The sequence below is a fragment of the Mitsuaria sp. BK037 genome (assembly GCF_014193045.1).
Lineage (GTDB): Bacteria > Pseudomonadota > Gammaproteobacteria > Burkholderiales > Burkholderiaceae_C > Roseateles.
Genome location: NZ_JACHYS010000004.1, coordinates 363,563 through 389,788, shown reverse-complemented (window position 1 = coordinate 389,788; position 26,226 = coordinate 363,563). Strand labels below are relative to the sequence as shown.

The window sequence follows — 26,226 nt, the reverse complement described above, 5'->3', positions numbered from 1 at the left end:
CCCTCGCTAGGGAAAGTCAGTAGAGGACCCGGAGCCGAAGCAGTTAAATTCTGAAAGCGCTTTCAAGATGATCCGCCACGCGCCCACCGGGGCGCGGAAAGGAGCGTCCTGGCAGCGAAGGACAGACGGGGCGACGGCCAACGAAGCCGTGCCCCGACGAGATCCGGATCCAGCTTGCCCTGCATCCCTCGGGCCCGCCGTCGCACGTGGGTCATGGCCAAGACTGAGAGACAACAAGGAGACACATGAAACACGTCCACCCCACCCGACAGCGGCAGGGCCGCGGACCGCAACCCCAACCGGTGGCGGCGGCCTGCGCGATGCTGTTCCTGGCCGCCGCGGCGCACGCGCAGCAGGCGCCCGCGGCCCCCGAGGCGGCCGCGTCCGAGGCCCAGCGCAAGACCGCCGACGCGCAGATCGACACCGTCGTCGTGACCGGCATCCGACAGTCGCTGGACACCTCGCTGAACCTCAAGCGCCAGCAGCGCGGCGTGGTCGACGGCATCGTCGCCGAGGACATCGGCAAGTTCCCCGACACCAACCTGGCCGAGTCGATGCAGCGCATCTCGGGCGTGTCGATCGACCGCTCGATGGGCGAAGGCTCCAAGGTCACCGTGCGCGGCGTCGGCCCCGACTTCAACCTGGTGCTGCTCAACGGCCGCCAGATGCCGGCCTCGACGCTGGCGGACACGGGTCCGTCGAACTCGCGCGCCTTCGACTTCGCCAACCTGGCCACGGAATCGATCGCCGCGCTGGAGGTCTACAAGACCAGCCGCGCCAGCGCCCCGACCGGCGGCATCGGCGCAACGATCAACATCAAGACCGCGCGCCCGCTGGACACCAAGAAGACCATCGCCAGCATCGGCGTCAAGGCGGTGCATGACGGCGGCAACTCGCGCCTGCCGGACAACATCAAGGGCGACAGCGTGACGCCCGAGGTGTCGGGCATCTACAGCACGACCTTCGGCGAGGGCATGTTCGGCGTGTCGGTCTCGGGCAGCTTCCAGAAGCGCGACGCCGGCTACAACAGCGCCGGCGTGCCCAACGGCTGGCTGCCCTTCAAGGGCGACGAGACGGGCAACGGCGCGATCCCGCTGCCGGGCGCGCCGGGTTCGGAACGGATCACCAACCGTCCGGGCGCGAGCGACGTCTACTCGCTGCCGCAGAACGTCAACTACAACATGAACGCCATCAGCCGTGAGCGCACGAACGGCCAGCTGACGTTCCAGTTCGCGCCGACCAAGTCGCTGACGACGACGCTGGACTACACGGTCTCGCAGAACAAGGTGCACACGCGCCGCAACGACCTGTCGGCCTGGTTCAGCTTCGGCCCCTCGTCGAGCTCGTGGACCTCCGGCCCCGTGTCCGCGCCGCTGAACTACACCGAGCTGATCGCCAACGGCGACGCCGACCTGTCCATGGGCGGCGCCGACTTCGCGACCAAGAACGACAACAAGTCGCTGGGCTTCAACGCCGACTGGAAGGTCACCGACAAGCTGCGCTTCGGCTTCGACGCCCACCACTCCACGGCGGAGTCGGGCGCCGACAGCCCCTGGGGCAGCAACAACGTGATCGGCACGGCCAGCTTCAACCGCGGCCAGACCGGCGTGGACTTCAGCCAGGACCTGCCCATCCTGATCATGCCGACGACGACGCGCAACGCGGCGCTGCAACAGGTGACGGGCTCGTCCTTCCGCAACAGCTACATGAAGGCGCAGGTCGACCAGCAGCAGATCAACGGCAGCTGGGACATCAGCGACGAATCGAAGCTGGACTTCGGCGTCGGCCTGACCAAGGCGAAGAACCGCTCGGCCTACGCCAACGTCCAGCTGGACAACTGGGGTGGCGTGGCCAACGGCCCGGCCAACTACCCGGACGAAGTCTGGATCCCGCAGGACCTGCGAGACTTCTTCGGCAAGATCGGCGGCGTCGGCGATCCGCGCCTGTTCACGCAGTTCTACACCTTCGACTTCGGGACGGTCCGCGACCTGGCCGCCAAAGGCAACGGCGATCCGTCGAAGTACCTCGCGTCCAACGTCTTCTCGACGGACCGCCGCACGACGGAGAAGTCCACCAGCGCCTACGCCGAGTACACCCGCGAGTGGGAACTGGGCGTCCCGATGAGCGCCACGGTCGGCATGCGCTACGAGAAAACCAAGGTCACCTCCAGCGCGCTGGTGCCGATCGCCACCGGCATCACCTGGGGCTCCAACAACGAGCTGACGGTGCTCAAGGGCGACCCGGGCTTCACGACGCTGGACGGCAAGTACAGCTACTGGCTGCCCAACATCGATTACCAGGCCGACCTGACCGACAAGCTCAAGCTGCGCGCCAGCTACGGCACGACGATCGGCCGTCCAGGCTGGGACGCGATCCAGGGCGGGCAGACGCTGAACGACCTGGCGCGCCTGAGCGGCGGCACCGGCTCGCAGGGCAACCCGGGGCTGAAGCCGCTGAAGTCGAAGAACATCGACTTCTCGCTGGAGTACTACTACGCGCGGTCCAGCTATGTGGCGGCGGGCGTGTTCCGCAAGAACATCAGCAACTACATCGGCTCGACGCTCGAGAACGCCACCCCGTTCAACCTCCACACCCCGATCGGCGGCGCGTACTACAACGAAGCCTCGACCACCGGCGGCTGCGGCAGCGACATCACCTGCATCCGCGACTACATCCTCAACCGCTACAACGGCCAGCCGGGCGTGACCAAGACCGGCGAGAGCAACGGCCATGCGCTGGGGACCATCGTCGGACAGCCCGGCGATCCGGTGGCCAACTTCCAGATCACGGTGCCGGCCAACACGCAGTCCAACAGCCTGAAGGGCTTCGAGCTGAACGTGCAGCACGCGTTCGGGAACTCGGGCTTCGGCGTCGCGGCCAACTACACCAAGGTGAAGTCGGGGCTCAAGTACGACAACATGAGCTTCGCGCAGCAGTACGCGCTGGTGGGCCTGAGCGACTCCGCCAACCTGGTGGGCTTCTACGAGGACGCGAAGTTCAGCGTGCGCGTGGCCTACAACTGGCGCGACAAGTTCCTGGCCGCGGTCAACGACGGCAACCAGCTGGGCCGCTCGGCGCCGATCTTCACCGAGCCCTACTCGCAGGTGGACGTCAGCCTGGGCTACAACTTCAGCGAACGCCTGAGCCTGCAGGCCGAAGTCATCAACCTCGGCGATTCGGTCCTGCGCCAGCATGGCCGGACCAAGGAGGAGGTGTACGCGGTCACGCAGACGGGACGCCGCTATATGCTGGGCCTCCGCTACAAGTTCTGACCCCGCCGGGGCCGATGCCGGCATGAAGCCGATCCGAGAACTCCACGACCTGGTGCCGGGTCGGCTTCCTTCCCACCTGATCGAGGCCGCGCAGCCAGTGGTGCTGCGCGGCCTCGTGTCGCATTGGCCGATGGTGCGGGAGGCGCGGCGCTCCGACCGCGCCGCGGTCGACTACCTGCACGGCTGCTGGCGCGGCGCGCCGGTGGCGATCATGACCGGCCCGCCGGAGATCGACGGCCGCATCTTCTACAACGACGACCTCACCGGCATGAATTTCGGCCGGGCCGACGCGCCGCTGCCGGCGCTGATGGAGGAACTGCTCCAACTCGCGGAGGTCGAGCGTCCGCCCTGCTACTACGTCGGCTCAACGACGGTCGACGAGTGCCTGCCCGGCTTTCGCGCGCACAACGACCTGGACCTGTCCTCGCTGGCGACCGGCGGCACGGCGGCACCGGAGGCGCTGGCCAGCGTCTGGCTGGGCAATCGCAGCCGCATCGCGCCGCACTACGACCTGCCCGACAACATCGCCTGCGTGGCGGCCGGCCATCGCCGCTTCACGCTGTTCCCGCCGGAGCAGTTGCCCAACCTGTACGTCGGTCCGATCGATTTCACGCCAGCCGGCCAGCCGGTCAGCCTGGTCGACCTGAAGCAGCCGGACTTCGAGCGCTTCCCGCGCTTCGCGACGGCGCTCGAGCACGCGCAGGTCGCCGAGCTCGAACCGGGCGACGTGCTCTACATCCCCAGCATGTGGTGGCACCAGGTGGAGGCGCTGGACGCGTTCAACGTGCTGATCAACTACTGGTGGCGGCAGTCGCCGGCCCACATGGATCCACCGGTCTTCGCGCTGATGCTGGCGCTGCTGTCGCTGCGCGACCTGCCGGCGCCGCAACGCCGCGCCTGGCAGGGGATCTTCGACCATTACGTGTTCAATGCCGACGGCCAGACCTCGGCCCACATCCCCGCGCATGCCCGCCATGCGCTGGCCCCGATCACCGCCGAGGGCGCCGGCCATCTGCGCGCCCACCTGATCCAGCGGCTCCGGCAGCGTTGAGCGACGCGTCCTTGCGGACGCCCGCATCGTCGCGCCGGAAGCCGCCCGACCCACGACATGGAGGAGACGCCATGAGCTTCACGCCCCCCGCCCCGTCCGTTCCCCGCTCGCCGGTGCGGCGCGTCGTCATTGCCGGCGGCGGCACGGCCGGCTGGATGATGGCCGCCTGCATCGCCAAGCACCTGGGCAAGCAGCTGGACATCCGCCTGGTCGAGTCTGACGAGATCGGCACGGTCGGTGTCGGCGAGGCGACGATCCCGACGATGCTGACCTTCCACCAGTTGCTCGGACTGGACGAGCGGGAGTTCATGGCCGCGACGCAGGCCACCATCAAGCTGGGCATCCAGTTCGAGGGCTGGCGCGACCCCGACGCGCGCTACATCCACGCGTTCGGCAGCACCGGCATCGACCACTGGACCGCCGGCTTCCAGCACTTCTGGATGAAGGGCCGCGAGCGCGGCATGGCGTCGGACTACGGCGACTACTGCCTCGAGCTGCGCGCGGCGCAGCAGCACCGGTTCGCGCATCTGCCGGGCGACGGCATCAACTACGCGTTCCACCTGGACGCATCGCTGTACGGCGCCTTCCTGCGCCGCTTCAGCGAAGGCTTCGGCGTGCGCCGCATCGAGGGCCGTATCGCCGAGGTGCTGCTGCGGCCTGATGGCGACCTGCGCGCGCTGAAGCTGCAGGATGGGTCCGAGGTCGAAGGGGATCTCTTCATCGACTGCACCGGCATGCGCTCGGTGCTGCTGGGGCAGACGCTGGGCGTCGGCTACCAGGACTGGTCGCACTGGCTGCCCTGCGACAGCGCGATCGCGCTGCAGACCGCGTCGGTGCGGGACGCGGTGCCCTACACGCGCGCGATCGCGCATCCCTGGGGCTGGCAGTGGCAGATTCCGCTGCAGCACCGCGTCGGCAACGGCGTGGTCTTCAGCAGCCGCTACACCGACGACGACACCGCGCGCGCGGCGCTGCTGGGCAACATCGAGGGCGAGGTGCTGACGCCGCATCGCGTGATCCGCTTCAAGCCGGGCCAGCGCGACGTGGTGTGGCAGCGCAACTGCGTCGCCGTGGGCCTGGCCAGCGGCTTCCTGGAGCCGCTGGAGTCCACCAGCATCCACCTGATCCAGCGCAGCGCGATCCGGCTGCTGCAGATGTTCCCGAAGGACGGGATCCGGCAGTCCGACGTCGACGAGTACAACGCCCAGATGCGGCATGAGCTGGAGCACATCCGCGACTTCATCGTGCTGCATTACCACCTGCAGCAGCGGACCGATTCGCCGATGTGGCGCGACCTGCGCGAGATGTCGGTGCCGGCGTCGCTGCAGCACCGGCTGGACCTGTTCCGCGAGAGCGGCCGGGTGTTCCGCGGGCCGAATGAGCTGTTCACCGAGAACTCGTGGATCCAGGTGATGCTGGGCCAGGGCCTGATGCCCGAGCAGCATCATCCGACGGCCGACCTGATGAGCGACCGCGAGCTGGCCGGCTTCCTGGGCGGGATCAAGGCGCGCATCGACCAGACGGTGCAGCAGATGCCGGGGCATCAGCAGTACATCGCGCGTTATGCGCCGGGGACGCAGTGGCAGGTGCCGGTGCCGGCCTGAGCGCACGGCCCCTGCGAGCGACGCGCATGCGCCCGCACGGGAAGCGGTCTAAGCTGCGGCCCTTGGGAGGAATCCAGGAGGCCCCATGCCCGACCACGCCGACGCCAGCTCCGATGACTTCGTCTGTGTCGCCACGCGCGACTCGCCCATCGAGGCCCACCTGCTGATGGGCGTGCTCCGGTCCGCCGCGCTCACGCCGCACCTGGCGGACGAGCACATGGTGCAGAACTACTCGCTGCTCTCGCCGGCCGTCGGCGGCGTGCGCGTGCTGGTGCCGGCCTCGCAACTCGCCGCCGCACGCGCGACGATCGCCGATTTCGAGGCGGGGGCGTTCCGGTTGGAGGAGTAGACGGCGGTCGTTTCCTCTCACTGTTTGGCGACCCCAAACAGTGATTGTGCGAGTCGCTGGTTTATCGACGGGCGGCGAATTCCTACAGTGAGCACATCGCAATTCGTGCTTCAAAGGAATGTCGGTCATGTTCACTCGAGATGTCGTCTCCCCGCCCGACCGCCACGCGCTCTATGAGCTGCACCGCTACTCCCCCGCCATTCGCGCCAATGGGTTGCTGTTCGTGTCGGGTCAGGTCGGCAGCCGCGCCGATGGATCGCCCGAGCCGGACCGGGACGAGCAGGTCCGCCTCGCGTTCAAGAACCTCAACGCCATCCTGGCGGCGGCGGGCTGCAGCTTCCGCGACGTCATTGACGTGACCGTCTTCATGGTGGATCCCCACACCCACTTCGAGCGCGCCTGGGCCGTCGCCGCCGAGTTCTGGGGCGAGGCGCCCTACCCGACCGCCACCGCCGTCGGCGTGACCTGGCTGTCCGGGTTCCAGTTCGAGATCAAGGTCATCGCGAAGCTGCCGGACGGCCCGGCGGCCTGACGGTCATGGCGGTGATGGCAGTCGCCGCCGCCTTCAATGAAGGAGGCCGACCGCCAGTTCGGCCCAGACGAGCAGGAACAAGGCGGCGATGACCACGCCGGCAATCCAGCGCGATCGCCGCTGGGAGGTCAGGCGCATGGCCAGTTCGAAAGCCCCGCAGGCGACCAGCAACATCCCGCCGAATGCGAGGAAGTCGGCCAGGTCCCACCGGACTTCGCTGGTGAATTGCATGGCCACGCCCGGCGCGAGCAGCGCCAGTGCGGCGAAGCCCCACAGCGCGATGCGCCAGGCCGGCAAGCGGGAGTGGGAAGGAATGATCATGGGTCGCTCCGTCGATGTCCTCCCGGAGTCTCGACGTTCGCCGTGAAGGCAATGAAGGCTGGCGGTGAAGTCAGGGTGAAATGCCGGGGCGCCCCTCACCGCCCCTTGATCAGTTTGACCCCGAGCGCCGCGCTGCACAGGCCGAGTGCCAGCTGCAGGCCCGCGAGCACGCGTTGGCCGATCTCATTGCCCAGCAACTCAGCCGCAATGAGCGACAGGCCACAGAGTGTCCGGCAAGACAGACCCGACGGCGGGTAATCGCCGCTCGCCGTGAAGTCACGGACGGCAAAGCCCATGAGCGCGATGCCGGCGGCGATCGCCAACCAAGCGAACCATTTGATGCGTCGATCCATCGCGCGATGTTAGTCGGGACGCCGATTGATCCCGTCTCGATCCTCCGGCTTCTGCGCGGCGCGAGCAAACGACGCCAAGGAGCGAAGGCGTCGACTCATCGCGCCGTGGGATGATCCCGCACCGCCGCGACCGACGGCGGCAGGCCATTCCTCACTCTCTCTCCGCCGCACCCATGCCAACTTCTCCCGAACTCCTCGATCGCCTGGTCAACAACGACGATCCGGACGCCAAGGTGTTGGCGCAGATGGTTGAACTTGGCGCGGATCTGTCCTTGCCACACGTCCCCGAATTCGCCTTCGATGCCGCCGAAGAAGCCGCCGCGATGTCGATCGCGCACGCCTTGGCCGAATTGGATTTCGATGTGCGGATCTTCGGTCCGGAGGACGATGCGCCGACCTGGCAGGTGGTCGCCGCCCGCCGCATGATTCCGGACCTGGATGCGCTCATGGCGCTGTCGGCGCAATTCGAAGCACTGGCGAAAACGCATGGCGTGGTCTATGACGGATGGGGCGCGGAGATCGTCGACTGACGAGTCGTCGTCAATCCCCTGGCGCCTCAATCCCGCGCGTTCACTTCACCGTGTAGCTCTGCAGCGCCGTGTCGTAGGCGCCATTGCGGGCCGGGTCCCAGTAGGTGAAGTTGAATCGCACGACATCGCCCTGCTTCAGCCCGGTGACCGTGTAGGCATTGCCACTGCCTTCCTTCAGCATCCGCACATTCATCTGGCCGCCGCCGTTGACCGTGTAATGCACGTCGGCCCAGGTGCCGGTCGGCTCCGTGAACTTGACCGTGGTCGCCGACGGCTGGGTGATGCCGGCCGGCGTCGGCGGCTCCTGGGTCGTCGTGCCGGACTCCCACACCACGTCATCGATCGCGAACTGGAATGCCGAGGTCGGCAGCCGGTTGTTGTCGCCCGAGAACATGAAGATGTCGGCGATCGATTGCAGCGCGACCTTCGGTCCGATGAGCGTCGAGATGGGAACCGTCGCCGTCGCCCATTCGCCATTGCGCACCAGGCCGAATGCCGTTGTATTGGCCGGGAAGTTCACCCAGTTCTGGTTGGTGTAGGTGTCGCCAATGCCGATGTTGAAGGACACGTTGGCCGGGATCTTGATCCGGAACTTCAGCTGGCCATTGCGGTAGTTGGTGAGGTCGCGGATCTGGCGGGACTGGATGCCGCCGCCGAACCACTGCCCCGGCGTGTTGTAGCTCCACGCGATCACATTGCCGCCTTCATACGGCAGCGTGTTGCCGGCCGCGGTCGACGCGCCATTCCACAGGAAGATGTCGGACGTGCTGCCGGCGACCAGCTTGTTGTTGACCACCGTGTTGTCGGTGAACACGCCGAATTTCCCGGCGACTTCCGGCACCACCTGGTTGCCCAGCTTCACCTCTCCCTTGCCGTCGAGTTCATACACCCGGATGTAGTCGACGTACATCGTGGCGGGCAGTGGCGCGTTCACCTGCGAGGGCGTCGCCGCATCGGTGAAGTTGCCCCCCACCGCCATGTTCAGCAGCAGATAGAACGGCGCCTGCAAGGCCGTTGAGTTCACCGGCAACGGCGCGTCATACATGTCGTGTTCGCCGTCGTTGTCTACGACGGTGAATCGCATCTGGCTTTCGGTCCAGTAGAAGCGGTATTTGACGAAGCGATTCGCCAATGAGGCCTGCGGCTTGTACCAGTTCTTGGTCTGCCAGGCGGTGGAGGCGGCACACGACTCATTGCCCGGCACGCAGGCGGCCTGCGACCAGGTGATCACATTGGCGCCGACGAAATGGTCGGGCGAAGGCGCGCCCGCCGCGGCCCAGGCCGAGGCGCGATGGCCCAGCTCGGCGATGTCGATCTCGCCCTTGCGCGGCCAGACCTGCGGACTGGTTCCCAGCAGCCAGGCGGCCGGCCACAGCCCGGTGGTGACCTGCGGCGTGGCCATGCGGATCTCGATCATTCCGTACTGCACCTGCACCTTGCCGTAGGAATCGACCTTTCCGGAGGTGAACTCATTGCTGCCGATGGTCTGCCGCAGCGCGCGGATCGCCAGGGCGCGCGTGCCGGCTTCAAAGGGCACGTCGGCGATCGAGAGGTTGTTGGGGCTGTAGTACTCGAGCTCGGCATTGCCGTAGCCGCACAGGTTGATCTGGCAGCCATTGCCGTCATAGGGCGTCCAGACACTGGTGTTCAACGACGCGCCGTTGAATTCCTCGGACCACAACAGGCGGCCGATGGTCGGATTGGTGACGCTGGCAAACGCCGGCGCGGCGGCAGTCGCGCACAAGCCCAGGGCGACGGCGCGCAGCATCGGCGCGCCCATGCGGTTCGGAAATCCCATTCATGTCTCCAAGAGGTGTCGATGGTGTGCTGGAGGGCACCGATCGGCGCGATCCGGCCAGCGCTCTGCGGCGCGGGTCCAGGGTCGCGACTTCTCTCCGGCGGGACGCATCCTAGGCAATATCGGTCGATTGTGAAAGCGCTTTCACGACAAGCGGGTTTTTGAATGCAACGGCCCGAAGCGCCGATCACCACGACGCTCTGCCCATACCAAGGTTCAATGCCCAGGCAGCGATGAATTTGGTCTGATCCGTGGCACTGCCCCACTTGCCTGGAAGACCCACATGCATGCCCACCGTCTCGCCTCGATGCTTCTCCTGGCTTCGCTCAGCGCCAGCTCGCTCCCCGCCTTGGCCCAGGGCAAGCCCTCGAAACCTGCTTCGCCGATCTACGGCGTGGTGCTGCCCGACGGTTATCGCCAATGGGAGATGGTGGGCGTCGCCACGGAGGACGCACCGCTCGACGAATTGCGCGCGGTGGTCGGCAATCCGATCGCGATGAAGGCCTATCGCCTGGGCCAGTTGCCGTTCCCCGACGGCGCCATGCTGGTCAAGCTGGCGTGGAAGCGGCAGCGCTCCACCGAGTTTCCCGCCGCGACGGTGCCGGGCGCGCCGACGACGGTGCAGGTGATGGTCAAGGATTCGAAGCGCTACGCCGACAGCGGCGGCTGGGGCTACGGCCGCTTCATCGACGGCAAGCCCGTCGACGCGGCGCAGCACCAGACCTGCTTCGCCTGCCACAACGCGCTCGTGAAGGCGCGCGACGATGTATTCACGAAGCTCGCGCCCTGAGCGGCCTAGCCGTACACCGCGCGTCGCAGGTCGCGATGCAGGGCGTCGTCGAAGGGCAGCTTCTGGGCGAAGAACACCACCGCGAGCTGGTTCGCCGGGTCGATCCAGAACAGCGTCGACGCGGCACCGCCCCAGGAGAACTCGCCCACCGCGCCGGGCGGCTCGTCCCGCAGCGGCGGCGCGATGCGCACCGAGCCGCCGAAGCCGAAGCCCAGCCCCGGGCTCGACAGGAAATGCCGCTGCGTGATCGCCGGGTCCAAGTGGTCGACCAGCATCAAGCGCACCGTCGCCGGGCGCAGCACCCGCACGCCGTCGAGCTCGCCTTCGCCGAGCAGCATCCGGGCGAAGCGCAGGTAGTCGTCGATGGGGCCGATCAGGCCGGCGCCGCCGCTGGCGAAGGTGAAGGGCTGGTCGGGCTCGCGCTCCGGCTTGCCGTCGGCGGACAGGCGGTAGGTCGCGGCCATGCGGTCCTGCAGCGCGGCCGGCGCGGTCCAGTCGGTCTCCCGCAGGCCCAGCGGCTGCAGCACATGGCGACGCACATGCGCATCGAAGGGTTCCTCCGCCAGCGCCTCCACCAGCCGGGCGAGGATGTCGGTCGAGGTGCCGTAGTGCCAGGCCGTGCCCGGCTCATGCCGCAGCGGCAGCGCGGCTACCGCGCGGCTGAAGGCGGCCAGGTCGGGTGAGCGCTCGAACGGGCTCGCGGCGCGGAAGGCCCGATCGGCGGCGCCGTCCTCCATCGCATAGGTCAGCCCGGCGGTGTGCAGCAGCACGTCGCGCACGAGGAGGGTCCGCTCGGCCGGTCGCTCGCCGCGGCCATCGTCGGCATGGACCCGCATCGCGCTGAACTCCGGCAGGTAGATTGCCAGCGGATCGTCCAGCCGGAACCGGCCCGCGTCCCACAGCCGCATGAGCGCCACCGACGCCACCGGCTTGGTCATCGACCAGATGCGCGCGAGCGTGTCGCGGGCCATCGGCCGCTTCGCTTCCACGTCGGCCAGGCCGTGGGCGCCGAAGTAGCGCTCCACGCCCGCTTGCCAGACCAGGGCCGACACGCCCGCCGCGCGGCCGTCGGCCACCATGCGGCGCAGCGTCTGGTCGATGCGCCGCGGCGAGAGTGTCGAGCCGGGGGCGCCCGGCGCCAGGCGCAGGACGGTCGCGCTGGCGCTGGCGCTGGCGGAGGGTGCGGGAGCGGCGGCCACCACAGCCGGCGCCGCCAGTGCCGCGCCCAGCACCAGGCGTCGGGAAGGAATTTGCGTCATGCGCGCGATGCTAGGGCCGTACCCGCGTGTAATCGCGCCCGGTTCGCGGGACGCGGCCGCCCCGGCTACTTCGCCGCGTTCGGGAAGGCCGGCAGCTTGCCGATGTCGCGCGGGTCGTGCTGGATGATGACCGTCGCCTTCAGGTTCTTCTCGATCTCTTTCATGCGCTGGATCGACGCGAGCGTCTGCGCGCGGTCGTCGTTGAAGCCGGGCACGCCGTCGTGCTCGTAGTTCTCATGGAAGTGGACCGCGTCGCCGCTCAGCAGCACCGGCCCCATCTCCTTGAGCCGCACCAGCAGCATCGAGTGGCCCGGCGTGTGCCCCGGCGCGCGCAGGATCATGACGCTGCCGTCGCCGAACACGTCCTTGTCCGCGCTCAGCGTCTCGACCTTGCGCTTCTCGGCGATCCATTCGGCGAAGCCCTTGACGTTGGCGCCGCTCATCGGCGGCGTGGCGGTGATGCCTTCCCAGTCGCCCTTGCCGATCAGCAGGGTCGCATTCCTGAGCGGGGCGAGCTGGCCGGTGTGGTCGGCGTGGAAGTGGCTGATGCCGACGTACTTCACCTCGCCGGGCTCGACCTTGATCTGCCGCAGCAGGTCGGCCAGCGGCTTGTTGGTGGCGTTGGGCACCGAGCCCGGCAGATAGCCGGTGTCCCAGACCATCACGTCGTTGCCATGCCGGATGACGTAGCAGCTGAAGGTGAAGGGCTTGGTGGTCTCGGTGTAGGCGTAGGTGTCGCTGAAGCGTCGCGGGTCGTTGCTGCCGCTGCCGCAGTCCAGCCGCGTCAGGGTGAGGTCCTGGGCCGCGGCCGACAGGCTGAAGAGCGCGCCCACCTGGAGCGCCAACCAGAAGCGTGATGCCATCTCGACTCCTTGTCTGCGGGGGCGATGATAGCGACGACCGCGGCCCCGTGGGTCCCGCCGGCGATCGATGTCCCCCGCGGCGCGAGCCGCCTCACTGCCCGAACTTGCGCTTGCGCGCGCCCTGGCCCTGGCCCTGGCCCTGGCCCTGGCCCTGACCTTGGCCCTGGCCCTGGCCCTGACCTTGGCCCTGGTGCCCCACCTGCTGCAAGGGCGGTGCAGGCTGGGCGGGGAAGACGGGCAACAGCGCGATGGCCTGCTGCTGCAGGTGCTGCGCCTGCTGGAGGGGCGCCACCTGGGGCACACCGATCGGCGCCTGCGGCACCGGCACCGGGACCGGCACCTGCGCGGGCTGCGCGTTGACCGGGACCACCGCTTGCGGCGGCACGCGCGGCGTGAGGCTGGTGTTGCGCCGGGCGGCCCGGTCGAAACGGGTCTGCGCGAAGGCCTCCCAGTCGTTCTTGGGTTGCCATCCGTCCAGCGCGGAGTAGCCGCGCATCTCGAAGAGCGCCAGGTCGCCATCCATCCCCATCGCACCCATGCCATACCGGAATTTCTTGTTCTCGCCGGACAGCGCGCTGTGGGGCGTGTATCCGGGCGGCGGCGACAACACGTCGCGGCCGGAGGCCGCCGTCGTGATGCTGCTCAGCCAGGCGCGCAGGGTCGGCCCCGCGTTGACCTTCTGCGGCACGTTCGGAGCGCCTTCGTCCAGATAGCCACGGCGGAACAGCTGGCTGTCCAGCTCCATGTCCACGACACGCGTGAGGGTGTTGGCCCTGCTGTCGACCGTACCGGCCGTCGCGGTGCCGTAGAGGATCAGCTTCAGTTGGTCCCGCTCCCCCTGGGTCAGCGAGCGGAACATGCTGCGGAAATCGGTTCGCGCCATCAGCCGGAATGACGCCTTCGGTCCATCCGTGCTGTCCGGCACGGTCGTGCGGGCCCGGTCGATGTACATCACCAGCGCCAGCAGCATGCCTTTCACGTTCGGGAAGATCGCGGTCTGCGGACCCAGCGAGGTGTTGGCGCGGGCGTCGCCGATCACGTCGCGCATGTCGTCATGAATGTCGTCGTGCTCGTCGCCCGCCTCGAGGTGCTCGTCGATCATGCGGGACAGGTCGCCCAGCGCCACCCCTTCCGTCGACTGCACCGCGGCCTCGAACGCCGGATCGTCTACCCTCATCCAGATGCCGTCCTGGGTGAAACCGTCGGCGATGCCGACGGAGAACTCTCCCCGAGGCGCCGCTCCGGCGCGCTGCTCGAGCGTGTCCGCCAAGGCCTTTGCCCCCGTGATCGCCTGGGCGAGCGCGGGCCAGTTGTCATAGGGCTGGGTCACGAATTCCAGGTTGTGGCCCGAATCGGCCTCCAGGCGGAACGCGCTGTTGCCGTTGCCGTAGGCGACGTCCTTGCGATCGAGCGCCTCGGGCGTGGCCGGGTCGTCGGCGGCCGCGTTCGGGTCCTTGATGAAGGTATTGCCGCTCTCGAACTCGAAGCCCATCTTGCGCTGCGCGACCCCACCGGTGGCCAGCACCGCGAGCGGTGTCGTGCCGCCGGCACGGCCCGCCGCCTGAAGCGTCGGGGTGATTGGTCCGCGCCGGGCCGCGCGCCCGAAAACAGCCTCGATCGTGCGGCGCTGCAGCTGCATGCGCGGCGTGGCCTCGATCGTGGCCTGCCAGCCACTGGCGCGCGGCGCCGCGTCACGGGGGCCGGTCGAGGCGAACCCCGCCGACCGCGGGGCGGTCGCGCGCTGAGCCGGCGCGGCTTCGGTCCGTTCTTCGGCCTGTTCGATCGAGCGCTTCATCGAGGCATCTCCCGCCGCGGGTCGGGTGACCGCGATGGGAAGCTATCGCACCGCCCGCGGCAACGCCATCGGCAGAATGCTGAGTCGCAGCCCGCCCCGCCCGACCCCGCGTCACGGCGGCGTCAGTCGCCCCGCTGCTGCCGCTCCAGGCGCCGGAGCACCTCGCCGATCGCCGCGCCTTCGCGGATCTGCGGATTCGAATAACCGTCGGTCTTGCCGGCCTCGCGCTCGCGGACCTCGATGAGCTGGCGCGCCCGCGCATGGGCCTGCGCGAAGGACCAGGTGTCCTTCAGCGCGTCGACGTAGAGCGCCTGCCCGAAGAAGGTCAGCGGCGAGCGCGACCCGCAGCCATACGAGGTGTGGGTCGCGTCGGCCGCCGTCATCACCAGGGTGTCGTCGCCCGCGAGCGGCTCGATCCAGCTGCCCGAGTAGCAGGCCGAGATCGAGATCACGCGCCAGCGGATGCCGGCCTCGTCCAGCCACTGCTTCAGCAGCGCCGGCGTCACCGGCTCGGATTCGAGCGGCCAGGCCTCGGCGGCCAGTTGCCCGTCGCGGCCGCCGTGCGAGGTGAGATGGAGGAAGAGCACGTCCTTGTCGCGATCCATCACCTGCCCCATGCGGTCCAGCGTCCGGCGCAGGTTGGCCTGCGTCGCCCAGGGCAGCGACTCGGTCGTCGACGGGTTCATCACCAGCTGGACCGTCCTGTCGCCCGCGCCGAAGCGCTCCGCCATCGCCTGGGCGACGACCGCGCTCTCGCGCTTGAAGACGTCCTCGATCGCGTAGGGCGCGTAGGTGACCGCGTAGACCTTGATCCGATCCGGCTCTGAGCGCGGCAAGGCGTCCAGGGCCTCGGCGATCAGGCGCGGTTGCGCGGCCAGCACGGCCTCGGTGAGCTTCAGGCCCGGGTCGGTGGCGGCGTCTTCGTCGGTCGCGGCCGTGCCGGTGGTCTTTGCCGACAGATCGGGCCACCAGAACATCGCCGGCTGCAACCAGCCGGCGATGGCGACGGCCGCAAGCGCCACCAGGCCCGCGAACGCGCGGGGCGCGGCGGAAGGGATGACGCGCCAGAGCAGGCCCGTGGCGGTTGCCAGCAGCCACACCATCGGCAGCAGCCAGACGCCCCAACGGGCGCCGAGCGGCCAGCTTTCCAGCGGGCCAATCAGTCGCAGCAGCGGCACAAGGAGCAGGCTGACCGCGACGGAGATCAGCGCGCTGTTGGCCATCACCAGGGTCAGCACCACCGACGTGTCGGGCACCGGGGCGGCCCCCGGCCGCTGACGCGCGGCGCGGACGGCGATCCAGCTGATCCAGATCCACAGGACCGTGGCCGCCCACCCGTTCAGCACCGCCGGCCAGTACAGCCGCGCGGGTCCGTCGATGGCCAGGCGCTGGACGCCGAAGGCCAGCAGCAGATGCCCCAGCAGCAGCGCGGCGATCCAGGTCGGGCCGGTGACGAGCCGTTCCCAAGGCGGTGCGCGGAAGGTCGCCACGCGGCACGCCGCCAGGCACCAGGCGGCCAGGTCGACGCGGGCCGGCTCGGCGGCGGTCGGCGCCTCTTCGTTCTCGTTCATCCAAGGCCCTCCCCGGCCATGCGTGATCGCGATGTCTTGATCGGGCGGATCATCGCCGTTGCTTCAATCGTTCAATCGGCGCGCCGGGCGGCGCGTCGCGCCCCGATCCCCGCCACCAGCGAGCCGAGCGCCACCAGCGCCGCGCCGCCCCAGAAGATCGGCGGCAAGGGCGCGCTCAGCAGCAGCGACGCGAACAGCGCCGACATCACCGGCGTGCCGTTGGCCGCCAGCCCCAGCAGGTGGATGTTGCCGCGCAGCACGCCGAGGTTCCAGAAGGTATACGCCAGCGTCACCGCGGCGCTCGCCAGCGCGACCTGGACGACGACATGCATCGACGCCTGCATCGGCGCTCGCTCCGGGTTGAGCGCGTGCACCACCCAGAAGCCGGCGGCGCTCAGCGCCATGAAGAACCACAGCGCGTTCCGGCCCTCGGCCATGTAGCGGGTGCAGGTGCTGTAGAGCGCCCACACGATCGCGCCGACGAAGGCCAAGCCATAGGCCAGCGGATTCGACGCGGCGTTGTGGAAGAAGCGCGCCAGCGACAGCCCCTCGGGCGGCGAGGACGCGGTGACGACCCCGGTGAAGGCCAGCGCCAGGCCGCCCAGCATCAGCGCATTGAGCCGCTGCCCGCCGGCGATCGCGGAACACAGCACGGTGAGGCTGGGCCACAGGTAATTCACCATGCCGACCTCGATGGCCTCGTGCCGCGTCCGCGCGAAACCGAGCGCGAGCACGAAGCACAGCTCATAACCGACGAACAGCGCGGCGCCCAGCCACAGGTAGCGCCGCGGCAACTCGCGCAGCGCGCTGCGCGTGGGCAGCAGGAGCAAGGCGGACAGGGTGAACATCACCGCCGGCGCGCCGGTCCGGCCGAGGAACTCGATCGTGCTGCGCGTGACGCCGACGGAGGTGCTCCAGAACAGGATGGCGATCAGGCCGAGCAGCGTGGCGCCTTGGGTACTGCGGGACAAGTGGGGCTCTCGAAGCAGGTCGATGGGCGGTCGACGGACGTGTCGACGGACCAGGTCATGAAGACCGTCTTGCGGTCTCCGGCCAAGCCGGAAGTAGACCATCGATCCGCCCCTGGTCCCGCGACCGCCGGCGGCGGCCTGCGTTCAGCGCGCCTGCTGATACACCCGCACGTGGGCCACCTCGTAGCTGACCGGGAAGATCGCGTCGTCGATCTCCCCGCCCAGGTCGCCGCCGATGGCGAGGTTGAGGATCAGGAACTGCGGCTTGTCGAACGGCCATTGCGCCGGGCCCTGGCCGAGGTTGGGATAGGCGGCATGCACCTGGCCGTCGATGCCGAAGCGGATCTCCCGGGGCGTCCACAGCATCTGGTAGTCGTGGAACTGGCCGCAGGCGGTCGCGAGCTTGCGGCCGTCGCCGACGCCATGGCCGCCGTGCCCGGAGCTCGTGTGGACCGTGCTGAAGACCCAGTCCGGCTTCTGGCCCATGTGCTCGAGGATGTCGAGCTCCCCGGCGGCCGGCCAGTCGCCCTGGCTGCCCAGGGTCCAGATCGCCGGCCAGGTGCCGCGGCCGCAGGGCAGCCGGGCGCGGATCTCGAAGAAGCCGTAGGTCCACTCGGCCTTGCCTTTCGTGATCAGCCGCGTCGAGCTGTATTGCTGGCCGCCCCAGTCGGGCCGCGACGACAGCGCCTCCTTGCGCGCGGTGATGACCAGCCGGCCCTCGCGCACCGCCGCGTTCTCCAGGCGCGGGCCGGCGTAGTACTGCTGCTCGCGGTTGTGCCAGCCCTGCTGGTTCATGCCGGTGTCGTGGGCCCACTTCGACGGGTCGGGCAGCCCGTCCCGGTCGAACTCGTCCGACCACACCAGCGTGTAGCCGGCCGGCAGGGCGATCGGCCCGGAGGCCGCGCCGCCCTTGCCGGTCGCGGTCTGCGCCAGCGCCGCGCCGCCGTCGATCGTCAGGGCCGCCAACAGCGGCACGGCGGCCCAGCGCCGCGTCAATCGTTGCTTCATGAAAGAGCTCCCCTTCCTTCAGCGCTTCGCGCGCCGCAGCAGCAGCTGCTCGGCATCCGCGAGCGCCGCCTTGATCGTCTTGTGCCCGCGCAGCACCTTGTCCAGCTCGGTCTGCACCACTTCCTCGGCGAACTTGTTCTGCTTGTGGACCGGCAAGGCGGTGATGCGCAGGGCATCGTCTCGCCAGAGCAGGCGCGCCCGCTGACCGCCGAGGAAGTCCACCGGCTCGCTGAAGAAGGGATCGTCGTGCACGTCGCGCAGCGCGGGGAAGGCGTCGTAGTCCTTGAAGGCCTGCAGCTGCCGCGCCGGGTCCAGCGTCATCAGTTGGATGAACTGCCAGGCCAGGCGCTTGCGCGCCGGCGCCGACCGGCGCGCGATCGCGTAGAAGGTGCCGCCGTAGGGCACCTGCGAGCCGCCCGGCAAGGAGGCCGCGCGCCACAGGCCCTTGGTCTCCGGCGCGACGAAGGCATTGAGCTGCCCCACCAGCCACGCGCCCGAGAGTTCCGTCGCCAGCCGCCCCTGCTTGAAGCCCGCGCCCCAGTCGTTGGACCAGGCCTGCACCTTCGCATCCAGTCCCTTCTGGCGGGCGCGCAGGGACACCTCGAAGGCGCGCTCGAAGCGCGGCGTGTTCACCAGCACCCGCGATTCGGTGTCGAAATAGACGCCCTCGCCCGGCCGCAGGCCATCGGCCACCAGGATGTCCTTGATCTCCTGCACGTTGGCGACCAGGTAGGCGCCGGTGCGCGCCTTGATGCGCTCGCCGGCGGCGACGTAGGCATCCCAACTGCGCGTGAGGTCCTCCGGCGCCACGCCCGCGCGGTCCAGGATGTCCTTGCGATACAGCAGGGTCCCCGGGCCGATGTCCGCCGGCATCGCCACCACCGCGCCGCTGCGCGCGATCGCCTGGTCGTAGGCATACGGCACCAGCCGCGCGCGCACCGACTCGATGCCGAAGGGCGGCTGCCGCAGGTCCTCCAGGCCGCCGCCCTGGGCGAAGCGGCCGACGAAGCTGGCCTCCAGCGCCATCACGTCGGGCAGCCCGACGGCGGTCGACAGCGCGGTCGTCATCGCCGTGTGGTGGTCGCTGTACTGCCGCATCAGGATGCGCAACTCGACGTCCGGATGCAGCGCCTGCCAAGCCGGGATCGCCGCCTTGGCGATCTCGTCCATCAGCGGAAAGGCGGCGACGGTCAGCACCTCGCGCGGCTGCGCCCGCGCCGGCACGACCAGCACGCCGGTCCAGGCGGGCGCCGTCATCGCCGCCAGCAGCCCGCGGCGGGAAAGTCCCCGGCCGGCGCTCAAAAGTCGAGCTCCATCGTCAGGCTGGCGCCTTGGGCCAGCGAGCCGCCCGCCGGCGGCTGCAGGTAGACGCCGAAGCGCGAGGCCTGTCCCGGCCAGCGCTGCGCGCTCAGCGCCGCGATCGCCGTGTCGATGCCGGCCTGCGCCTGGCCGGTGTCGGGATCGACGTTGGGCACGACGCAGCGCTCGCACGGCATCCGATGGACCAGGCGCCGCCAGGCGCCCTCCCCGTCGCGCCAGACCATCTGCGTCAGGTGCTCTTCGATGAAGGGCATCCCCGCGTCCGGCCCGCCGCCCAGCACCAGGTTGGGCCGCAGCCGGCGCACGTCCACCGGTCCCAGTCCCAACGTCGCCAGATGCGCGTTGAGCTCCGCCACCGAGGCCGTCGACACCGCATGCAGCGGATTCGGCGCGGTGGCGAGCATCGCCTCGCGCTCGAGCTTCACCAGCCGCAGCTCCTCGCCGGTCAGGTCGCGCAGGAACTGGGCCGCGAGCGCGCCGGCGTCGCGTCCGGCGTGCCCCACCATGCGACGCTCGCCGGGATGCCAGATCAGCGCCTGCGTCGCGTCGCCCTCGGGCTCGCGCGACAGCCGCAGCGGCTGCTGCCCGCCGCCGCGCAGCAGCAGCGCGTCCGGCAGCAGGCCCGGCTGGAGCAGCGCCAGCTTCGGATGCGAGCCCAGCCAGGCCAGCTCGCCACGCGCGTCGACCACGATCCATTCGCGATCGCCCTCGATGCGGCCATCGGCATCGAAGCGGAGCTCGGGCACGCGCGCGCCGGCGCAGGACTTCACCGGGTACAGGTAGAGCGCCTCGACGCGGGCGGAGGCGGTGACATCGGCGACGGTCATGCGGTCGTCCCCGCCTCAGCGCGGCAGCAGGTAGGTCGCGATGCAGCGCGCCGGCAGCGCCGCGACGCCGGCCTGGCCGTCGATGCGCAGCGTGAATCGGTGCGCGCGCTCGCTGCGGTTCATCACGACGACGGCGATGCTGCCGTCTTCGTTGAGCGCCGCGGTGCATTCCAGGTCCTGGCTGCTGGCCGAGCACAGCACCCGATGCGCGCCGGGCCGGATGAAGCGGCTGAAGTGACCGAGGTAGTCGTAGGCGCTCTGCGGCATCAGCCGGTTCTGCTCCCGGTCCGCCAGCATCGGCGCGCTGCACAGGTTGCCGACGTGGTTGGGCCCGCCGGTCTCGTCCAGCAGCAGGTTCCAGTCGATCCAGCCGACCGTCCAGCGATTGAGGTCGTTGATGATGCTGCGCCCGTAGCGCTCGCCGGTCGCCCACGCGCCGATGTGCGGGCCGCCTTCCTGGCAGCCCTCGGTGAACAGCAGTTGCTTGTCCGGATAGGCGTCATGCAGCAGGCCGACGTGGTCGAAGTGGTCCTCGACATACCAATGGAAACCGCAGCCCCAGACGTACTTCGCCGCCTCGGGGTCCGAGTAGACGACGTCGGCGCGCTGCACCATCTGGTCGCGGTTGTGGTCCCAGATCACGATGCGGATGCGCGCCAGGCCGGCCGCGTGCAGCGCCGGGCCGAGGTGGTCGCGGACGAAGTCGCGTTCCTCCTCGGCGCTGTAGACGCAGGAGTCCCAGCGCTGCACCGCGTCGGGTTCGTTCTGCACCGAGACGCCCCAGATGGGCACGCCCTCGGCCTCGTAGGCCTGGATGAACTTCACGTAGCACTGCGCCCAGGCCCGGGCGTACCGCGGCAGCAGCTTGCCGCCGTTGTTCATCTCGCCATTGGTCTTCATCCACGCCGGCGGACTCCAGGGCGAGACCAGCAGCTTCATCGGCCGGGCGGCGACCTTCATCGCGGCCTTGATCATCGGCAGTAGCGCGCGGCGGTCGCGATCGATGCTGAAGTGGGCCAGTGCCTCATCGCCAGGGACCTTCGCATGGGCGTAGTTGCCCAGCGAGAAGTCGCAGCTGTTCATGTGTACCCGGTTGAAGGTGTAGCCGTGGCCGGCGCCGACGTCGAAGTAGGCCTGCAGCAGCGCGTTGGCCTCGGCGGGCGGCAGCTGCTGCCAGGTGGTCGCGGCGGCTTCGGTGAAGGCACCGCCGAAGCCCTCGATGCGCTGGAAGCGCCTGGCGCTGTTCACCACCAGCTTGGGCATGCCGGCGATCGCGGCATCGGCCATCAGCTGCGCGACCGGCTGCAGTGCCAGGTCGGGCTGCGCGGCCAGGCGCGTCGAACTCGCCAGGTCCGCGCCTTTGGCGGACAGCGTCCATCGCAGCGAGGCGCTGGCGCGCCCCGTCGTTGTCTCCGTCATGGGAATGCCCTTCTGCTGCGCGCTTATGAAAGCGCTTTCAAGCATCGAGCATAGAGGCACTCCGTCCGACGGTCAATCCAGGGATGGCCCCAGGAGGGCGAGCGCGCGAGGCCGCTCAGATCGCGATCGCGTCGAAGGCGATGGGGACGCCGCTGGTGGTGCCGGCATTGGGATTGCCGCGCGCGCCGGTCGCGAGGGAGGCGCCGGCTTCCGGCCACAGGGCGAGGCCGCCGGCCAAGCTCCAGGACTGCGCATGGCCGAGGCGGCGCAGCGCCCGCGCCGCCTGCGCGCTGCGATTGCCGCTGCGGCAGAAGAAGACCACCGGCGTGTCGGCTGGCAAGGCGCGCCAGCGCGGCAACGCATTGATCAGCGCGGACAGCGGCACCGCCTCGGGCGCGAGCGCCTCGTTCGGGCTCAGCCGCGCCTCGTAGGCCTCGCGCACGTCGACCAGCACCGGCTTCGGATGAGCGCCCTCGCCCAGCAGCGCCTGCAGGCCAGCGACATCCAGCTCGACGCGTTCCGCCGACCGCGCGCAGGCCACGCGCGCGCCGCACGCCATGGTCTGGTACTGGGTCGGCGCGAGGTCGTGCTCCAGCACGCCCTTGCCGATCGCGAAGGCCTCGGCGCTGAGCCGGCCCTTGAGCACGCCGTCAAGCAGTGGCTGCGCCTCGCATTCGACCGCCAGCGTCGTGGCGAAGCGGTCGTCGTAGTCATGGCCCGGCAGCAGCAGGCCGTCCAGGCCGACATTGCGCTCCAGCGTCTTCAGCGACGGCCCGAAGGCGGCCGGCGCGCTCTGCGCGAAATCGCTGCGGCCGAGCGCGCCCGGCATCACCGTGTCGCCGACGAAGGTCGCGATCAGGTCGCCGCCGGCATGCAGCAGGTAGGCGGTCGAGTCCTCGGTGTGACCGGGGGTCGCCAGGCGCGACAGGCGGTAGGCGCCCAGCGCGATCACTTCGGCGCCCACGGGCCAGCCGAGCGCCTCGAACCGGCCTGGCCAGGCGTCCTCGGCCAGCAACTCCGGCACCGCGTCGCGCAGCGCCTGCGCCGAGGAGGCGTGATCGCCATGGCTGTGGGTGTCGAGCACCGCCGCCAGCGACAGGCCGCGACATCGCAGCCATTGCGCCAGCGTGCCGGTCAGCTCGGGCAGCGGATCGACGACGACGCAGCGGCGGCTGGCGACATCGGCGACGACGTAGCAGCAGGCGCCGTCGACGGTGAAGCGCGTCAGCAGATCCGGCGCCTGCGGGCTGTCGTTCGGCGACGGCGTCTGGCAGGTGGCGCGCAGCGACTCGCCGCAGGCGCGCACGCGGCGGCAGGCTTCCTCCAGCGTGGCGTCGGTATCGGCCGCGCCGAAGGACAGGCGCACCGCCGAGGCGGCGCGCCATGCCGGCAGGCCCATGGCCTGGAGCACGTAGCTCGGCGCCGCCTTCGACGCGCCGCAGGCCGATCCGCCGCTGACGCGCAGGCCGGCGGCATCGAAGAGGTCGAGCAGCAGCTTCGCGCCCAGGCCCGGGACGGAGACGTTCAGCGTGGTGGGCAGGCTGATGTCGAACGGCGCGTTGAAGACCACGCCGGGGAAGGCGTCGCGCAGCGCGTCGGCCAGACGCTGGCGGCGGTCGATCAGCTGGCTGAGCGAGGCGAAGGTGCTGCCCTGCTCGAGCGCGTCCAGCACCGCGCCCAGCGCGGCGATGCCGGCCATGTTCTCGGTGCCGGAGCGCAGCGCGCCCTCCTGGCCGCCGCCGGCCATCAGCGGCGTGAACGGCGCGCCTTCGCGGACGTAGAGCATGCCGATGCCCTTGGGCGCGTAGAGCTTGTGGCCGGAGAACGGCGCGTAGTCGATGGCGCGCTCGCCGAGCTGCAGCGGCAGCTTGCCCAGCGCCTGCACGCCGTCGACCAGCCACAGCGCGCCACTGCCGCGCAGCACCTCGGCGATGCCGTCGAGGTCGCTGATGACGCCGGTCTCGTTGTTGGCCGCCATCGTGCAGACCAAGCCGGCGGCGGACACCTGCTCGCGCAGCCAGGCCAGGTCATGGCGACCGTCCAGTCCGACCGGGATCGCGACGACCTCCAGCCCCAGGCCGAGCAGCGCGTTCCAGTGCTTGAGCGCCTCGGGGACGGCCTTGTGCTCGGTGGCGCCGTACAGCAGCCGCGGCGGGATCGCCTGGCCGGCGTCGCGGCGCTGGCGCAGCGCGGTCAGCGCGGAGAGGACGGCGGTCTGGATGCCTTCGGTCGCGCCGCTGGTGAAGACCAGCCGGCCGCCCGGCGCGCCCAGCACCCGGCGCGCGGTGGCGCGGACCTCGTCGAGCCGGGCGCGGGCCTTGAGGCCGCTGCCGTGGATGCTGCTGGGGTTCCCGAACGCGTCCGCCATCACGGAGAGCGCGGCCTCGCGGGCCTGCGGCAGGACGGGGGTGGTGGCGTTGGCGTCGAGATAGATTTCCATGGCCGACGATTGTCAGAAGGCCGCCGTGGAATCCGCATGCAAAATCCACCTGTTCTTCATCGCTTTCAGCAAATGCATTCCAAGGCGGCCGGAAATGACAAAACTGGATTCCATTGACCGCAAGATCCTGCATGTGCTGCAGCGGGACGCCGCGGTCCAGGTCAGCGACCTGGCGGCGGAGGTGGGCTTGTCCACGACGCCCTGCTGGCGCCGGGTGCAGCGGCTCAAGGAGTCGGGCGTGATCACCCGCAACGTGATGCTGGTCGATCCGAAGAAGGTCAACGTCGGGGTGACGGTGTTCGTGTCGGTGCGGACCAGCATGCATTCGCAAGGCTGGTTCGAGCAGTTCCGCGCCGCGGTCGAGGCGATCCCGGAGGTCGTCGAGTTCTACCGGATGAGCGGCGACGTCGATTACCTGCTGCGCGTGGTCGTGCCGGACATCGCGGCCTACGACCAGGTCTACAAGCGGCTGATCGCCAACACGCAGCTCTCGGACGTCAGCTCCAGCTTCGCGATGGAGGAGCTCAAGTTCACGACGGCGCTGCCGTTGTCGTATATCCCGTGAGGTAGCGGGAGCCGCGGCCGGGACCGCGGCAGCGGACTCGGACCTCCCGCGCGCGGGAGGGAGAAGTCCTCATCCCATTCGTCGCCCCATCAGCCGTGCCACCAGCCGCCTCGTCAGCGGCGCGACGACCAGCACGGTGGGAAACGCGATCACCCAGGCGCTGAGCCACCCCGTCATCCACAGGCCGCCGACGCCCTCGACCAACCCCACCGCGCGCAGCGTGGTCACCGCCGAGACGAGCAGCGACATCAGCCCCGACAGGATGAAGCCGAACAGCAGGCCGGCGCGGCGCTCGGGCGTCATGCGGGCACGCCCGCCGTGGCGGACGCGGCGACCAAGCTGCCGGCCTCCACGCAGCCCAGCCGATGCAGGGTCTCCGCGACATGACGCCCGAACAAGCGGGCGGTACGCACGTCTCCGGACGAGAACGCATCCGCTGGCGCGCCGTGGGCGGACTGGGCCATCAGCCCGGACCAGGAGCCCAGCCGGTTGGCCGCCTCCGCCTCGGGCACGCCGCGGTGCTGCTCGGGCAACAGCGGGTTGCCGACCCACACCATGCCGTGCTGCATGCAGAAGACGAACATCGACATCAGCGTCGACTGCTTGTCGCCGGACGGCAGCGAGGACACCGTGAACGCCGCCGCCAGCTTGCCGCGCAGGCGCTGCGTGCGCCACAAGGGGCCGGTCGCGTCCATGAAGTGCTTGAACGGCCCCGACACGCCGCCCAGGTAGGTCGGCGAGCCCAGCACCAGTCCGTCGTAGGCGATCAGGTCGGCCGGCGTCGCGGCGAGGTCCTCGGCCCTCAGCAGGTCGGCCACGACGTCGGGCACCTCGCGAGCGCCCGCGCGGATGTGCGACGCGATGTGCTCCGTGTGCCCGTGGGCGCTGTGATAGACGATCGCGAGGCGGCGTGGCGTCCGGACCGGTCGGTCGGAGGGGATGGCAGTAGCTTTCATGGAAGTCCTTTCGAGGGAAGAAACGGCGGACAGGCAGACCTCGGGGCAGCGGCGCGGCCGCGCCCGCTCATCGCAGCGCTTGCAGCGCCAGCGCGCTGACCAGCAGGCCCATGCCGAACACGAGGTGATTGGCCAGGCTTCGCAGCCGGTTCTGGAAGGGCGCGGCGGTGCGACTCGCCGCGATACCGGCGCCCATCGCGGGCTGCATGACGAACCAGGGCATCAGCACCGTGGCGACGCCAACCCCCAACGCCGGCTCCCAGCTCGGCGCGAGGAGCCAGCCGGGTCCGGCGATCACCACGAGCAAGGCCGCGAAGGCGATGCCGACGGCGTAGTGCACCAGCCATCCGAGGACCGCTTCGCCGGGGACGGCCGGCGCCTGTCCGATCGACGCGTGAGCGAATCGCCCCCGCGCCATGTGTCCGACCCAACGTCCTATCCAGGCCATCGGCTGCGTGGGCACGCCGGCGCGTCGCAGCGCCATCAGCCAAAGGTCGAGGATGGCGGTCGCACCGATGCCGATCAGCGCGATGTGGCCGAGGGCACTCGGCGGCAGGGAAAGGAGGAGGGGCAGCGGTGGGCTTGTCATCGTGGGCCTCGTGGGCAGTCGCGGGCGGTTGGGGTGGCGGGTT

Annotated in this window: 24 protein-coding genes; 8 read left to right on the top strand and 16 right to left on the bottom strand. The window is 69.7% G+C overall.

Annotated elements, in window-relative coordinates:
- Positions 1-245: 245 nt before the first annotated feature.
- The 5 genes from FHT37_RS22685 (at position 246) to FHT37_RS22665 (ending at position 6,808) form a co-directional block, all read left to right on the top strand.
- On the top strand, positions 246-3,272 hold the full coding sequence (locus tag FHT37_RS22685; protein ID WP_255489917.1) for a TonB-dependent receptor: 3,027 nt from the start codon (positions 246-248) through the stop codon (positions 3,270-3,272).
- Between the two features lie 22 nt (positions 3,273-3,294).
- Positions 3,295-4,323, top strand: a complete 1,029-nt coding sequence (locus tag FHT37_RS22680; protein WP_183484867.1) for a cupin-like domain-containing protein — start codon at positions 3,295-3,297, stop codon at positions 4,321-4,323.
- Between the two features lie 71 nt (positions 4,324-4,394).
- Positions 4,395-5,927 (top strand): tryptophan halogenase family protein, encoded by a 1,533-nt coding sequence (locus FHT37_RS22675; RefSeq protein ID WP_183484864.1) that lies wholly within the window; start codon positions 4,395-4,397, stop codon positions 5,925-5,927.
- Positions 5,928-6,012: 85 nt separating this feature from the next.
- On the top strand, positions 6,013-6,276 hold the full coding sequence (locus FHT37_RS22670) for a DUF2007 domain-containing protein (RefSeq protein WP_183484861.1): 264 nt from the start codon (positions 6,013-6,015) through the stop codon (positions 6,274-6,276).
- 127 nt (positions 6,277-6,403) lie between these two features.
- Positions 6,404-6,808 (top strand): RidA family protein, encoded by a 405-nt coding sequence (locus tag FHT37_RS22665; RefSeq protein WP_183484858.1) that lies wholly within the window; start codon positions 6,404-6,406, stop codon positions 6,806-6,808.
- A gap of 33 nt (positions 6,809-6,841) precedes the next feature.
- On the opposite strand, the gene FHT37_RS22660 is transcribed toward FHT37_RS22665, so the two are convergent.
- Both FHT37_RS22660 and FHT37_RS22655 read right to left on the bottom strand, forming a co-directional pair.
- Positions 6,842-7,129 (bottom strand): hypothetical protein, encoded by a 288-nt coding sequence (locus FHT37_RS22660; protein WP_183484856.1) that lies wholly within the window; start codon positions 7,127-7,129, stop codon positions 6,842-6,844.
- A 95-nt stretch (positions 7,130-7,224) separates the two neighbouring features.
- The gene (locus FHT37_RS22655; RefSeq protein WP_183484853.1) at positions 7,225-7,482 is read right to left on the bottom strand and encodes a hypothetical protein; all 258 of its coding nucleotides are present in this window, start codon (positions 7,480-7,482) and stop codon (positions 7,225-7,227) included.
- Between the two features lie 173 nt (positions 7,483-7,655).
- Here FHT37_RS22655 and FHT37_RS22650 point away from each other — a divergent pair, with 173 nt between their 5' ends.
- Positions 7,656-8,012 carry a ribonuclease E inhibitor RraB gene (locus FHT37_RS22650; RefSeq protein WP_147240395.1) on the top strand — a complete coding sequence of 119 codons (357 nt, stop codon included), beginning with the start codon at positions 7,656-7,658 and terminating at the stop codon, positions 8,010-8,012.
- A gap of 40 nt (positions 8,013-8,052) precedes the next feature.
- On the opposite strand, the gene FHT37_RS22645 is transcribed toward FHT37_RS22650, so the two are convergent.
- Positions 8,053-9,810 carry a family 16 glycosylhydrolase gene (locus FHT37_RS22645; RefSeq protein WP_255489916.1) on the bottom strand — a complete coding sequence of 586 codons (1,758 nt, stop codon included), beginning with the start codon at positions 9,808-9,810 and terminating at the stop codon, positions 8,053-8,055.
- Between the two features lie 283 nt (positions 9,811-10,093).
- Here FHT37_RS22645 and FHT37_RS22640 point away from each other — a divergent pair, with 283 nt between their 5' ends.
- Positions 10,094-10,600 carry a cytochrome P460 family protein gene (locus FHT37_RS22640; RefSeq protein WP_183484850.1) on the top strand — a complete coding sequence of 169 codons (507 nt, stop codon included), beginning with the start codon at positions 10,094-10,096 and terminating at the stop codon, positions 10,598-10,600.
- Positions 10,601-10,605: 5 nt separating this feature from the next.
- On the opposite strand, the gene FHT37_RS22635 is transcribed toward FHT37_RS22640, so the two are convergent.
- From FHT37_RS22635 to FHT37_RS22590, 10 genes are all read right to left on the bottom strand, one after another.
- Entirely contained in the window at positions 10,606-11,859 is a 1,254-nt protein-coding gene (locus tag FHT37_RS22635; protein WP_183484847.1) for a serine hydrolase, read from the bottom strand.
- A 65-nt stretch (positions 11,860-11,924) separates the two neighbouring features.
- The gene (locus tag FHT37_RS22630; protein WP_147240945.1) at positions 11,925-12,722 is read right to left on the bottom strand and encodes an N-acyl homoserine lactonase family protein; all 798 of its coding nucleotides are present in this window, start codon (positions 12,720-12,722) and stop codon (positions 11,925-11,927) included.
- Positions 12,723-12,813: 91 nt separating this feature from the next.
- Complete coding sequence (locus FHT37_RS22625; protein ID WP_183484844.1) at positions 12,814-14,517, bottom strand: hypothetical protein; 1,704 nt, start codon at positions 14,515-14,517, stop codon at positions 12,814-12,816.
- Positions 14,518-14,639: 122 nt separating this feature from the next.
- Positions 14,640-16,088, bottom strand: a complete 1,449-nt coding sequence (locus FHT37_RS22620) for a C13 family peptidase (protein WP_183484841.1) — start codon at positions 16,086-16,088, stop codon at positions 14,640-14,642.
- 71 nt (positions 16,089-16,159) lie between these two features.
- Positions 16,160-17,059: an aromatic amino acid DMT transporter YddG gene (gene yddG, locus FHT37_RS22615; protein WP_183484838.1), complete on the bottom strand. Its 900-nt coding sequence runs from the start codon at positions 17,057-17,059 to the stop codon at positions 16,160-16,162.
- A 144-nt stretch (positions 17,060-17,203) separates the two neighbouring features.
- The gene (locus FHT37_RS22610) at positions 17,204-18,067 is read right to left on the bottom strand and encodes a family 16 glycosylhydrolase (protein ID WP_183484835.1); all 864 of its coding nucleotides are present in this window, start codon (positions 18,065-18,067) and stop codon (positions 17,204-17,206) included.
- A gap of 18 nt (positions 18,068-18,085) precedes the next feature.
- Positions 18,086-19,369 (bottom strand): extracellular solute-binding protein, encoded by a 1,284-nt coding sequence (locus FHT37_RS22605; RefSeq protein ID WP_255489915.1) that lies wholly within the window; start codon positions 19,367-19,369, stop codon positions 18,086-18,088.
- Positions 19,366-20,214: an MOSC domain-containing protein gene (locus FHT37_RS22600; RefSeq protein WP_183484832.1), complete on the bottom strand. Its 849-nt coding sequence runs from the start codon at positions 20,212-20,214 to the stop codon at positions 19,366-19,368. The genes FHT37_RS22605 and FHT37_RS22600 overlap by 4 nt, the downstream gene beginning before the upstream one ends.
- Positions 20,215-20,229: 15 nt before the next feature.
- Positions 20,230-21,633, bottom strand: a complete 1,404-nt coding sequence (locus FHT37_RS22595; RefSeq protein WP_255489913.1) for a glycoside hydrolase family 30 beta sandwich domain-containing protein — start codon at positions 21,631-21,633, stop codon at positions 20,230-20,232.
- A gap of 115 nt (positions 21,634-21,748) precedes the next feature.
- Positions 21,749-24,073 carry an aminotransferase class V-fold PLP-dependent enzyme gene (locus FHT37_RS22590; protein WP_183484829.1) on the bottom strand — a complete coding sequence of 775 codons (2,325 nt, stop codon included), beginning with the start codon at positions 24,071-24,073 and terminating at the stop codon, positions 21,749-21,751.
- Positions 24,074-24,176: 103 nt separating this feature from the next.
- Between FHT37_RS22590 and FHT37_RS22585 the strand changes: the two genes are divergently transcribed.
- Positions 24,177-24,638 carry an Lrp/AsnC family transcriptional regulator gene (locus FHT37_RS22585; protein ID WP_217648425.1) on the top strand — a complete coding sequence of 154 codons (462 nt, stop codon included), beginning with the start codon at positions 24,177-24,179 and terminating at the stop codon, positions 24,636-24,638.
- Positions 24,639-24,707: 69 nt separating this feature from the next.
- Here the strand turns inward: FHT37_RS22585 and FHT37_RS22580 are convergent, their stop codons facing one another.
- The 3 genes from FHT37_RS22580 to FHT37_RS22570 all read right to left on the bottom strand — a co-directional run bounded on the left by FHT37_RS22580 (position 24,708) and on the right by FHT37_RS22570 (position 26,183).
- Entirely contained in the window at positions 24,708-24,941 is a 234-nt protein-coding gene (locus tag FHT37_RS22580) for a DUF2798 domain-containing protein (RefSeq protein ID WP_183484826.1), read from the bottom strand.
- Complete coding sequence (locus FHT37_RS22575) at positions 24,938-25,594, bottom strand: flavodoxin family protein (RefSeq protein ID WP_183484823.1); 657 nt, start codon at positions 25,592-25,594, stop codon at positions 24,938-24,940. Before FHT37_RS22575 ends, FHT37_RS22580 begins: the two co-directional genes overlap by 4 nt.
- 67 nt (positions 25,595-25,661) lie before the next feature.
- Positions 25,662-26,183 carry a DUF2938 family protein gene (locus tag FHT37_RS22570; protein ID WP_183484820.1) on the bottom strand — a complete coding sequence of 174 codons (522 nt, stop codon included), beginning with the start codon at positions 26,181-26,183 and terminating at the stop codon, positions 25,662-25,664.
- Positions 26,184-26,226: the final 43 nt, after the last annotated feature.